This window comes from Rhodococcus sp. NPDC019050 (genome assembly GCF_055664235.1).
In genome coordinates, this window is the sequence record NZ_JBVOON010000026.1 from 32,612 (window position 1) to 43,526 (window position 10,915).

The 10,915-nt window shown below is 67.1% G+C and carries 11 protein-coding genes; 9 read left to right on the forward strand and 2 right to left on the reverse strand.

Annotation, left to right across the window (positions count from 1 at the left end; translation table 11 throughout):
* Nucleotides 1-95: 95 nt before the first annotated feature.
* Entirely contained in the window at nt 96-644 is a 549-nt protein-coding gene (locus AC0B44_RS20360) for a nucleosidase (protein WP_471904578.1), read from the forward strand.
* Nucleotides 645-708: 64 nt separating this feature from the next.
* Here the strand turns inward: AC0B44_RS20360 and AC0B44_RS20365 are convergent, their stop codons facing one another.
* Together AC0B44_RS20365 and AC0B44_RS20370 are read right to left on the reverse strand one after the other, a co-directional pair.
* Complete coding sequence (locus AC0B44_RS20365; RefSeq protein ID WP_471904579.1) at nt 709-1,134, reverse strand: META domain-containing protein; 426 nt, start codon at nt 1,132-1,134, stop codon at nt 709-711.
* 42 nt (nt 1,135-1,176) lie between these two features.
* Nucleotides 1,177-1,779, reverse strand: a complete 603-nt coding sequence (locus AC0B44_RS20370; RefSeq protein ID WP_471904580.1) for a TetR/AcrR family transcriptional regulator — start codon at nt 1,777-1,779, stop codon at nt 1,177-1,179.
* 90 nt (nt 1,780-1,869) lie between these two features.
* Here AC0B44_RS20370 and AC0B44_RS20375 point away from each other — a divergent pair, with 90 nt between their 5' ends.
* From AC0B44_RS20375 to nrdF, 8 genes are all read left to right on the forward strand, one after another.
* Entirely contained in the window at nt 1,870-2,433 is a 564-nt protein-coding gene (locus tag AC0B44_RS20375; RefSeq protein WP_471904581.1) for an NAD(P)H-dependent oxidoreductase, read from the forward strand.
* Nucleotides 2,434-2,626: 193 nt separating this feature from the next.
* Nucleotides 2,627-3,187, forward strand: coding sequence for a 2Fe-2S iron-sulfur cluster-binding protein (locus tag AC0B44_RS20380; protein WP_471904582.1), 561 nt, complete (start codon nt 2,627-2,629; stop codon nt 3,185-3,187).
* Complete coding sequence (locus AC0B44_RS20385; protein WP_471904583.1) at nt 3,184-4,185, forward strand: FAD binding domain-containing protein; 1,002 nt, start codon at nt 3,184-3,186, stop codon at nt 4,183-4,185. The genes AC0B44_RS20380 and AC0B44_RS20385 overlap by 4 nt, the downstream gene beginning before the upstream one ends.
* Nucleotides 4,182-6,272, forward strand: coding sequence for a xanthine dehydrogenase family protein molybdopterin-binding subunit (locus tag AC0B44_RS20390; protein WP_471904584.1), 2,091 nt, complete (start codon nt 4,182-4,184; stop codon nt 6,270-6,272). The genes AC0B44_RS20385 and AC0B44_RS20390 overlap by 4 nt, the downstream gene beginning before the upstream one ends.
* A gap of 332 nt (nt 6,273-6,604) precedes the next feature.
* Complete coding sequence (locus AC0B44_RS20395) at nt 6,605-6,835, forward strand: redoxin NrdH (RefSeq protein WP_169619677.1); 231 nt, start codon at nt 6,605-6,607, stop codon at nt 6,833-6,835.
* 106 nt (nt 6,836-6,941) lie between these two features.
* On the forward strand, nt 6,942-7,394 hold the full coding sequence (nrdI, locus tag AC0B44_RS20400; protein ID WP_471904585.1) for a class Ib ribonucleoside-diphosphate reductase assembly flavoprotein NrdI: 453 nt from the start codon (nt 6,942-6,944) through the stop codon (nt 7,392-7,394).
* 202 nt (nt 7,395-7,596) lie between these two features.
* Nucleotides 7,597-9,678 carry a class 1b ribonucleoside-diphosphate reductase subunit alpha gene (gene nrdE / locus AC0B44_RS20405; RefSeq protein WP_471904591.1) on the forward strand — a complete coding sequence of 694 codons (2,082 nt, stop codon included), beginning with the start codon at nt 7,597-7,599 and terminating at the stop codon, nt 9,676-9,678.
* Between the two features lie 52 nt (nt 9,679-9,730).
* Entirely contained in the window at nt 9,731-10,738 is a 1,008-nt protein-coding gene (gene nrdF / locus AC0B44_RS20410; RefSeq protein ID WP_471904586.1) for a class 1b ribonucleoside-diphosphate reductase subunit beta, read from the forward strand.
* The last annotated feature ends 177 nt before the right edge of the window (nt 10,739-10,915 follow it).

The following is a 10,915-nucleotide window of genomic DNA, read 5'->3' on the forward strand; positions in this document are numbered from 1 at the left end:
CCCCGGGCCGCGAGACGACGCCGGGATACGGTGCGGGTCGAGGTCACGCGCGTGCAACGGGCAGCGCAGACGGCCCGCGACCACGGAGGCACCAGGTGAGTGAGATCCTCGTCGTATCTGCGACCGAGTCGGAGGCGATGCACGTCCCGGAACGGTACGACCTGGTGATCACGGGCATCGGCAAGGTCACTGCCGCGGTCGCGGTGACGGCGGCGCTCGCGCGTTACCCGGAGGGGCGCAGGCCACTCGTCGTCAACATCGGCACCGCCGGCGCCCTGCGCAGCACGCTCGGTGGTCTCTACTTTCCCTCCACCGTGATCAACCACGACATCAGCGGCGAGGTGTTGCGGAGTCTGGGCCATCCGGTGAGCGACACGCTCACGTTCGGTGACGGTGACGGAACCGTGCTCGCGACCGGGGATTCGTTCGTCTCCGATGCCGAGGTCCGCGACGTGCTGGCGGCCCGCGCAGATCTCGTCGACATGGAAGGGTTCGCGGTCGCGTCGGCGGCCGCCCACATGGGAGCGCACTGCCGCCTCGCCAAGTATGTGAGCGATCATGCCGACGAGACGGCGATGGATTGGCCGAAGCAGATCGACCATTCCGCGCGCATGCTCGCGGAATGGCTTGTGCGCACGTACTGACGTCCGGCGTTCGTGCAACGGCAAGCACCCGGACGACGGACGCGACCGGGATGCGGCCGGAAGGTCAGCGATCGCCCGACTGCTCGACGAGCGTCACCCGGAGCGTGTCGGTTGTGAGCGTGAGCACGCTTCCGTCCAGATGCCATCGTGGCCGGGCTGCAAAGAGCTTCTGAACCCATTGGTCGGCGCCGTCGAGCGGCGGCGGGCACGCCATCATGGTGGTGGCGAGACCGTCCGCGCGTACGACGCCACGGGACATGTCTGCTGTGCCCATCATCCGGTTGCACCCCGCGTAGGCAGCCAGTCGTTCGGGCGCGGGGAAGGCGACCGTCAGGGGGCCTCCGCCGGGAATGGGAGTGCCGGCGATCTCGGTGGAGACGAAGTCGCGGCCCACGAGATCCGAGGCGGTCGGTGCCGCCGAGCCCGGGTTGCACGCGCACAACAGCCCGCCGAGGGTGAGGACGACAAACGCGCGGAGGGCAGCGGCCATGGGGCTCACCGTACCGGCGACCGTCACCCGATGACCGTCACGTCACCCGCCGGCCGGGCGCGCGACGCGTTCCGCGAGGTCGGCCCACCCGTCGGCGAGGCGCTCGAGCGAATATCCGAGTTCACGCTGCTGGTGGAGTACGAGTGCCGCGTCGAGGGGTGCGAGCAGCGCGTGCGCGAGAAGCGGGAGGTCTCCGGCGGTTCCCGCTGCGCGCAGCAGGGTTTGCACGTGGGTCAACGACACCCGGTGAGCCGGAGCCGAGAACCGCACGCCGCCCCCCGCTGCACGCAGTAGTTCACCCTGAACGTCGACCAGGGCGATCCGTGCCCGCCCGAAGGCCACGAGGCGTTCGATCGGGTCGGCACCCGGTCCGAGCGGCGGTGGCCCGAACAGGAAGGCTTGCTGCAACTCGCGCTCGCTGTGGTCGAGCAGGGTTTGCATGAGGCCGGCGCGCGACCCGAAGCGCCGGAAGACCGTTCCCTTGCCGACACCCGCCCTCGCCGCGACCGCGTCCATGGTGATCGCGTCGGCGCCGTGCTCCGCGACGAGTTGGGCCGCGGCGTCGAGCAGGCGCTTGCGATTGCGGGCAGCGTCGCCGCGTTCGACAGGGCTGTCGCCGGTGAGCGACAGCGGGCGAGTGTTCACAGCGTCACACTCTAGCCGGGCGGGAATACAAGTGGACCGCGGTCCGTTTATGATTGCGGAATCAACCAACTCGATCGAAGGATGTACCCCATGGCTCAGACCCGAGTCCTCGCACTCGTCGGAAGCTTGCGCTCCGCCGCTGTCACCCGCCAGCTCGCCGAGACCGCTGCCACCGTTGCCCCCGAGGGCGTCGAGGTGAGCATCCACGAGGGTCTGGCCGACGTGCCCTTCTACAACGAAGACATCGACGGCGACACCGTGCCCGCCGCCGCAGCCGCCCTGCGTGACGCCGTCGCAGGTGTCGACGCCGTCCTGTTCGTCACCCCGGAATACAACGGCTCGACCTCGGGCGTCCTCAAGAACGCGATCGACTGGTTGTCGCGCCCCTACGGCGCCGGCGCGCTGTCGGGTAAGCCTGCCGCCGTCGTCAGCGCCTCGCCCAGCGCCAACGCCGCGAAGTGGGCGCTCGAGGACACCGTCAAGGCCGTCGGTATCGCGGGCGGCAAGGTCGCCGAGAACGGTTCCCTCTCGGTCGGCGGAACCTTCGGTAAGTTCGGTGACGCACACGCCAAGGAACATGCCGAGACTGCGGCCGAGATCTCCGGTGTCGTCGCAGCCCTCGTGAATGCCACGAAGGAACTCGTCGAAGCCTGATCGACGTTCGCGTCGCCACCCGCTCCACCCGGGTGCGCACGCGACGACCGGCCCCGGTCCCGCCGCAGCGGGACCGGGGCCGCTGTGTTCTCGGCTGCCCGCGTCGCGGGACGAATCGATCCTCGCCGACGTGATTGGAGACGCTGCCCATCGGGAATGCCCGAACGACAGCCCACCGTTCGGAGGACGACCCATGGCATCCGAGACCGCAGACACCGGCACGGCACCGCCCGGCCTGCACGACCACCCCGTCACCTTCACCGTCGACGGCACCGAGCGACACTGCACGGTCGACGCCCGCACCACCGTGCTCGACGCGTTGCGCGACCGCCTCGGCGTCACCTCACCCAAGAAGGGATGCGACCTCGGCCAGTGCGGCTCGTGCACCGTCCTTCTCGACGGTCGACGCAGAGTCACGTGTCTCGCCCTGGCCGTCGCACACGACGGCGCCGAGATCGTCACCGCCGCAGGCCTCGCCGCAGACGGCCCGCATCCCCTCCAGGAACGCTTCCTCGAGGACGACGCCTTCCAGTGCGGGTACTGCACTCCCGGTCAGATCTGCTCCGCCGTCGGCATGCTCGACGAATACGCGCACGGCGACCCCAGCCATGTGACCGCGGAACTGGACGGAGCACCCGAACTCGACGACGACGAAATCCGGGAGCGGATGAGCGGCAACCTGTGCCGGTGCGCTGCCTACCCCAACATCGTCGAAGCGATCCGAGAGGTCGCAGAGCGGGGGGCGGTTCGATGAAGCCGCTGCGTTACGAGCGACCCGGCGACACCGCATCGGCGGTCGCCCTCGTGCACGACAACCCGGACGCGGTGTTCCTCGCGGGCGGAACCAATCTCGTCGACCATCTCAAACTCGGTGTGGCCACTCCGGGAATGCTCGTCGACATCTCCCACCTGCCGCTCGACGCCGTGGAGCACACCGCGGACGGAGGTCTCCGGATCGGTGCGAACGTGCGCAACAGCACGCTCGCCGTCCACCCGGATGTGCGGCGCAACTATCCGATGCTCACGCGTGCACTTCTGGCGGGAGCGTCTCCGCAACTTCGCAATGCCGCCACCACCGGCGGGAATCTGTTGCAGCGCACCCGGTGCGTGTACTTCCGCGACGTGTCGACCCCGTGCAACAAGCGCGAGCCCGGCAGCGGATGTTCGGCGCTGGGCGGGTACACGCGCTATCACGCCGTGCTCGGCGCCTCCGACGAGTGCGTCGCGACCCACCCGTCCGACATGGCGGTCGCGCTGCTCGCCCTCGACGCCGAGGTCCTCGTCGCGGGACCGGACGGTGAGCGCACCGTTGCGCTCGAGGAGTTCTACCGTCTGCCCGGCGACCGGCCCGATCTCGATACCACTCTCGAACGCGACGAACTCGTCGTTGGCGTCCGTCTGCCGCCTCCGCAGACCATGCTGTCCACCTATCGCAAGGTCCGCGACCGCGCTTCCTACGCGTTCGCTCTCGTCTCGGTGGCTGCCGAACTCACCGTCTCCGACGGCACCATCACCGGTTGCCGTATCGCCTTCGGCGGCGTCGCACACCGGCCGTGGCGGGCACACCGCACCGAGGCCGCACTTCTCGGTGACCGCCCCGATGAGGCTCTCTTCGCCAGGGCTGCCGATGCGGAACTCGTCGACGCCGAGACTCTCGAAGGAAACGCGTTCAAGATCCCGTTGCTGCGCCGCACGCTCGCAGGCGTGCTCCGGGATCTCGCCGACCGCCACGACGAAGGGGTATCCGCATGACGCACATCGCCACGCGCGCCGTCGGCACCTCGACCGCCCGCATCGACGGGCCCCAGAAGGTCGCCGGTCTCGCGCCGTATGCCTACGAGCACTCCGTGCCGGATCCCGCCTATCTGGTGCCGCTGGTGTCGACGATCGCGAAGGGGACGATCGACCGCATCGACACCGCCGCCGCCGAAGCGGTCCCCGGCGTCATCACGGTGCTCGCTCCGTGGAATGCGCCCCGTCTGACCGACGAGGCCGAGGGCGAGTACGTCGTGCTGCAGAACCCCGACGTGCTGTTCCGGGGTCAGCTCATCGGCGCGGTCGTGGCGGAGAGCCCGGAAGCAGCGCGGTACGCCTGTGACCTGCTCTCGGTGGAGTACACCAGCACCGACCACGACACGCGCTTCCGGCCCGACCACCCGGACGCCTACAAACCGGAGAAGGCCAACGGGGGATACCCCACCGACTCCGAGCGCGGAGACACGGACGCGGCACTGTCCGCTGCCGACGTGGTGATCGACGAGTGGTACTCGACACCCGAGGAGCACAACAACCCACTCGAACCGCACACGGTCGTGGCGCTGTGGGAGGGGGAAACTCTCACCCTCTACACCTCGACGCAGCACCCGCACGGGGTTGTCTCGGCTCTGGCACCGGCCCTGGGCCTCGACTCCTCGACCATGCGGGTGATCTGCCCGTACATCGGCGGTGGGTTCGGATCGAAGGGCGGGCCGCACGCGCACGACGTGCTCGGTGCGCTCGCCGCCAAGGCGGTACCGGGCCGCGCGGTGAAGTTCGCCGTCTCCCGTCACGACATGTTCGCCTATGTCGGTTACCGCTCGCCGACGGCATCGCACGTCCGTCTCGCGGCCCGCAGCGACGGCCGGCTCACCGGCACCGTGCACGAGGCCTACGTCCAGAGTTCCCACGTCACCGAGTTCGTCGAGCAGGCCGCCGTGCCGCTGCGGAATCTGTACGACGTGCCCAATGTGCGCACGTCCCATCGGGCGATCCCGCTCGACGTGCCGGCACCGTTCTGGATGCGGGCGCCCGGTGAAGCCCCGGGCATGTTCGCCGGCGAGGTCGCGATGGACGAACTCGCGGTGGCGTGCGGGATCGACCCCGTCGAACTCCGCATCCGCAACGAACCCGCGGCCGACCCCGAGACCGGGAAACCGTGGTCGTCCCGCCGGCTCGTCGAATGCCTGCGCGAAGGCGCGGAGCGATTCGGCTGGGATCCCTCCGATCGGTCACCGGGGACACGCAGCGACGGCCGGTGGCTCACCGGTACGGGTATGGCGGTGGCGACGTACCCCCACATGGTCCAGCCCGGCTCGACAGCATCGATCAGGTACCGCGGAAACGGGCGGTTCCAGGTCCGGATCGGGGCGGCGGACATCGGCACGGGTGCGTGGACCGCGCTCACGCTCATCGCGGCCGACGCGCTGGGTGTCGCCCCGGGGCAGGTCGATCTCGACCTCGGTGACAGCGCGCTGCCCTTCGGAACGGTCGCGGGCGGCTCCTCGGGTACGTCGTCGTGGGGCAACGCCATCGTGGCGGCGGCCGGCACGTTCCGGACCCGTTTCGGGGACAGTCCCGAGCCGGGCGACGAGGCGTCCGCGACCGCGGGCGAGAACTCCGACCTCGAGAGCTACACCGCGGCCTCGTACGGTGCGCACTTCGTCGAGGTCCAGGTCGATCGCGACACCGGCGAGATCCGGGTGCCGCGCATGTTCGGCATGTTCTCGGTGGGCCGTGTGATCAATCCGCGCACCGCGCGTTCCCAGTTCATCGGCGGCATGTCGTTCGGAATCTCCATGGCACTGTTCGAGGAGAGCATCCGCGACCCGCGGTTCGGGCACGTGCTCAACCACGATCTCGCGGAGTACCACGTGCCGACGCACGCTGACATCCGCGATGTGGACGCCGCGTGGCTCGACGAGGACGACTTCCACGCCACGGCCGTGGGATCACGCGGCATCGGAGAGATCGGCATCGTCGGCAGCGCGGCCGCAGTCGTGAACGCGCTCTGGCACGCGACCGGGGTGCGGATCCGGAGCCTGCCGGCCAGGCTCGACGACCTGCTGCCCGCACTGCCGTAGCGCGTGGCCCACCGGCACTCCGAGGAGAGTGTCGGTGGGTCGCGACACACTGTGCTGAAGGCCACCGTCGGCGCGCCGCGTCACGACACGCCGTAAAGGCCCCTGAACGTGCGTGTCGGGAAGGTGCGACCTGGGAATATCACACCTGTAACTCACAAGATCCTGGGTTCTGTGTTTCTGTCAGGCACAAGGTGTAGTGTCTAGACCGCTGGAGGGCCCAAGGGTCGCCGGTCTCTCGGGGAAGTGAGATCGGGACGGATTCGGTGGGCATTCGAGCACCGCGCAGCAGTCAGTCGTCAGGCCGTCACGGCCATGTGAACTAAGGGGCACCCATGAACATCACCGTCTACACCAAGCCTGCCTGCGTCCAGTGCAACGCCACCTACCGTGCCCTCGACAAGGCCGGCATCGAGTACGACGTCGTCGACATCACCGAGAACCCGGAGGCCCGCGACTACGTGATGGCGCTGGGCTACCTCCAGGCTCCCGTTGTCGTCGCCGGTGACGATCACTGGGCGGGATTCCGCCCCGATCGCATCAAGGCGCTCACGGTCGCAGCCTGAGTGTTCGTGCCGTCCGCTTGCGCGGACCGTCGCAGCCCCGCTGCGGCAGCAGTTCTTCGCCCGACCGAGCCGGTCTTCGCAATCGATTGAAGAGTGGTGAACATCGATGACCTCGCAGGGTCAGCCCCCGGGCATCTCACTGGTGTATTTCTCGAGTGCATCGGAGAACACCCACCGGTTCGTGCAGAAGCTCGGGATCCCGGCGACGCGGATCCCCCTGCACGACCGTGAGGGCACCTTCGAAGTGCACGAGCCGTACGTGCTGGTGGTGCCCACCTACGGGGGCGGCACCACCGCCACCGGGCGCGACACGCACTACGTCCCCAAGCAGGTCATCCGGTTCCTCAACAACGAGCACAACCGCGGTCTGATCCGGGGAGTGATCGCGGCGGGGAACACCAACTTCGGAGAGTCGTACTGTTTCGCGGGCGACATCATCTCGCGCAAGTGCCGGGTGCCCTATCTGTATCGATTCGAGCTGATGGGCACGGCAGACGATGTCGAGCGTGTCCGAGCCGGGCTCGCCCAATTCCGGGAACCGGAGTTGCAAACCGCATAGGCCGCACCGCCACGCCCCGAAATCCATGGGGCACACCGTCATTCGCATCCATTTCGACGCGCGTCGCATACGTGAGCGCGCGGCCACGTTCCTTTATTCGATAGGTGGGGACAGCACTGTGACCATTACCGATCCCGATCCCGTCAAGAGCCCGAAGCTCAACGAGTCGCTCAAGGGTCTCGACTACCACGCGCTCAACGCCATGCTGAACCTGTACGGCCCGAACGGCGAGATCCAGTTCGACAAGGATGTCGCCGCGGCGCGCCAGTACTTCCTTCAGCACGTCAACCAGAACACCGTCTTCTTCCACAACCTCGACGAGAAGCTCGACTACCTCGTGGAGGAGAACTATTACGAGCCCGAGGTCCTCGACAAGTACTCGCGGCCGTTCGTCAAGACGCTGTTCCAGCACGCGTACGCGCAGAAGTTCCGTTTCCCGACCTTCCTCGGCGCGTTCAAGTACTACACGTCGTACACGCTCAAGACGTTCGACGGAAAGCGCTACCTCGAGCGCTTCGAAGATCGCGTGTGCATGGTGGCGCTGACGCTCGCCGACGGTGACGAGATCCTCGCGACGCACCTCGTCGACGAGATCATCTCCGGGCGTTTCCAGCCCGCCACCCCCACGTTCCTCAACTCCGGCAAGAAGCAGCGCGGCGAACCGGTCTCCTGCTTCCTGCTCCGCATCGAGGACAACATGGAGTCGATCGGCCGCGCGATCAACTCGGCGCTGCAGCTGTCGAAGCGCGGCGGCGGAGTTGCCCTGCTGCTGACCAACATTCGTGAGCACGGCGCGCCGATCAAGAAGATCGAGAACCAGTCCTCCGGCGTCATCCCCATCATGAAGCTGCTCGAGGACTCCTTCTCGTACGCCAATCAGCTCGGTGCCCGTCAGGGCGCGGGCGCGGTGTACCTGCACGCCCACCACCCCGACATCTACCGCTTCCTCGACACCAAGCGTGAGAACGCCGACGAGAAGATCCGCATCAAGACGCTCTCCCTCGGCGTCGTGATCCCGGACATCACGTTCGAGCTGGCGAAGCGGAACGAGGACATGTACCTGTTCTCGCCGTACGACGTCGAGCGCATCTACGGCAAGCCGTTCGCCGACATCGACGTCACCGAGAAGTACTACGAGATGGTCGACGACAAGCGGATCCGCAAGTCGAAGATCAAGGCGCGCGAGTTCTTCCAGACCGTCGCCGAGCTGCAATTCGAGTCCGGCTACCCGTACGTCATGTTCGAGGACACGGTGAACCGCGCGAACCCGATCGCCGGCAAGATCACCCACTCGAACCTGTGCTCGGAGATCCTGCAGGTGTCCACGCCGTCGACCTACAACGACGACCTGTCCTACAGCCATGTCGGCAAGGACATCTCCTGCAACCTCGGTTCGCTCAACATCGCCAAGACCATGGATTCGCCGGACTTCGCGCACACCATCGAGGTCGCGATCCGCGGGCTCACGGCGGTGTCCGACCAGACGCACATCAATTCGGTCCCGTCGATCGAGCAGGGAAACAACGATTCCCACGCGATCGGCCTCGGGCAGATGAACCTGCACGGCTACCTCGCCCGCGAGCGGATCTACTACGGCTCCGACGAAGGCATCGACTTCACGAACATCTACTTCTACACGGTGTTGTTCCACGCACTGCGTGCCTCGAACAAGCTCGCCATCGAGCGGGGCTCGTACTTCAAGGGCTTCCCCGAGTCGAAGTACGCGTCGGGTGAGTTCTTCGACAAGTACACCGACCAGACGTGGGAGCCGGCCACCGAGCGGGTGCGTCAGCTGTTCACCGAGTCGGGTGTGGAGATCCCCACGCAGGACGACTGGCGCGAGCTGAAGGCGTCGGTGCAGCAGCACGGTATCTACAACCAGAACCTGCAGGCCGTACCGCCGACCGGCTCGATCTCGTACATCAACAACTCCACGAGTTCGATCCACCCCGTCGCCTCGAAGATCGAGATCCGCAAAGAGGGCAAGATCGGCCGCGTCTACTACCCGGCTCCCTACCTGACCAACGACAACCTGGAGTACTTCCAGGACGCGTACGAAATCGGGTACGAGAAGATCGTCGACACCTACGCCGCGGCGACGCAGCACGTCGACCAGGGTCTGTCGCTCACCTTGTTCTTCAAGGACACCGCGACCACTCGCGATGTGAACAAGGCGCAGATCTACGCGTGGCGCAAGGGCATCAAGACGCTGTACTACATCCGCCTGCGGCAGATGGCGCTCGAGGGCACAGAGGTCGAGGGTTGCGTCTCCTGCATGCTGTGATCCGACTTCCCCGACACCCGTTGCACAAGAACACCGATCAGGTAGGTAACCGATGACCTCAGCACCGCACGCGCACTCGCCGGCGGACGGCCTGCGCGTCAAACTCATCGATCGCGTCTCCGCGATCAACTGGAACCGCGTCCCCGACGAGAAGGACGCCGAGGTGTGGGATCGCCTCACCGGCAACTTCTGGCTTCCGGAGAAGGTGCCGGTGTCCAACGACATCCCGTCGTGGGGAACGCTCAACGCCTACGAGCAGCAGCTCACGATGCGGGTGTTCACGGGACTGACCCTGCTCGACACCATTCAGGGCACCGTAGGTGCGGTCTCGCTGATCCCCGACGCGGTCACCCCGCACGAGGAAGCCGTCCTCACCAACATCGCGTTCATGGAGTCGGTGCACGCGAAGTCGTACTCGAACATCTTCTCGACGCTCTGCTCGACCCGCGAGATCGACGACGCGTTCCGGTGGTCGGAGGACAACGCGAACCTTCAGCGCAAGGCGCAGATCGTCCTCGACTACTACAAGGGCGACAACCCGCTCAAGCGGAAGGCCGCCTCGACGCTGCTCGAGTCGTTCCTCTTCTACTCCGGTTTCTACCTGCCGATGTACTGGTCGTCGCGCGCGAAGCTGACCAACACGGCCGACATGATCCGCCTCATCATCCGTGACGAGGCCGTCCACGGCTACTACATCGGGTACAAGTACCAGAAGGGCCTCGAGAAGGTCACCCAGGCCGAGCGCGACGAGCTCAAGGACTGGGTCTTCGAGTTGCTCTTCGAGCTGTACGACAACGAAACCCAGTACACCTCGGACCTGTACGACGAGGCGGGCCTGACGGAGGACGTCAAGAAGTTCCTCCGCTACAACGCCAACAAGGCCCTGATGAACCTCGGCTACGAGGCGCTGTTCCCCAAGGACGAGACCGACGTGAACCCGGCGATCCTGTCGGCGCTCTCGCCGAACGCCGACGAGAACCACGACTTCTTCTCGGGTTCGGGTAGCTCGTACGTCATCGGCAAGGCTGTCGTCACCGAAGACGAAGACTGGGACTTCTGACAGACAGGGATCTCCGATCCCTCGCAGTACCCCGCGGCGGGGGGGGGGGGGGGCCCCCCCCCCCGCCCCCCCCCCCCCCCCCCCGGGGGGGGGGGGGGGGGGGCGCCCCCCGGGGGGGGGGGGGGGGGGGGGCGCCCGGGGGCCGCCCCCCCCCCCCCCGCCCGGCCCCCGCGCGGG

What these genes read in the sequence shown, in the direction of transcription:
- AC0B44_RS20365 (WP_471904579.1), bottom strand. Translation starts at nt 1,134, where the DNA reads ATGGCCGCTGCCCTCCGCGCGTTTGTCGTCCTCACCCTCGGCGGGCTG.
- nrdF (WP_471904586.1), top strand. Translation starts at nt 9,731, where the DNA reads ATGACCTCAGCACCGCACGCGCACTCGCCGGCGGACGGCCTGCGCGTC.
- AC0B44_RS20375 (WP_471904581.1), top strand. Translation starts at nt 1,870, where the DNA reads ATGGCTCAGACCCGAGTCCTCGCACTCGTCGGAAGCTTGCGCTCCGCC.
- AC0B44_RS20390 (WP_471904584.1), top strand. Translation starts at nt 4,182, where the DNA reads ATGACGCACATCGCCACGCGCGCCGTCGGCACCTCGACCGCCCGCATC.
- nrdE (WP_471904591.1), top strand. Translation starts at nt 7,597, where the DNA reads ATGCTGAACCTGTACGGCCCGAACGGCGAGATCCAGTTCGACAAGGAT.
- AC0B44_RS20380 (WP_471904582.1), top strand. Translation starts at nt 2,627, where the DNA reads ATGGCATCCGAGACCGCAGACACCGGCACGGCACCGCCCGGCCTGCAC.
- nrdI (WP_471904585.1), top strand. Translation starts at nt 6,942, where the DNA reads ATGACCTCGCAGGGTCAGCCCCCGGGCATCTCACTGGTGTATTTCTCG.
- AC0B44_RS20395 (WP_169619677.1), top strand. Translation starts at nt 6,605, where the DNA reads ATGAACATCACCGTCTACACCAAGCCTGCCTGCGTCCAGTGCAACGCC.
- AC0B44_RS20385 (WP_471904583.1), top strand. Translation starts at nt 3,184, where the DNA reads ATGAAGCCGCTGCGTTACGAGCGACCCGGCGACACCGCATCGGCGGTC.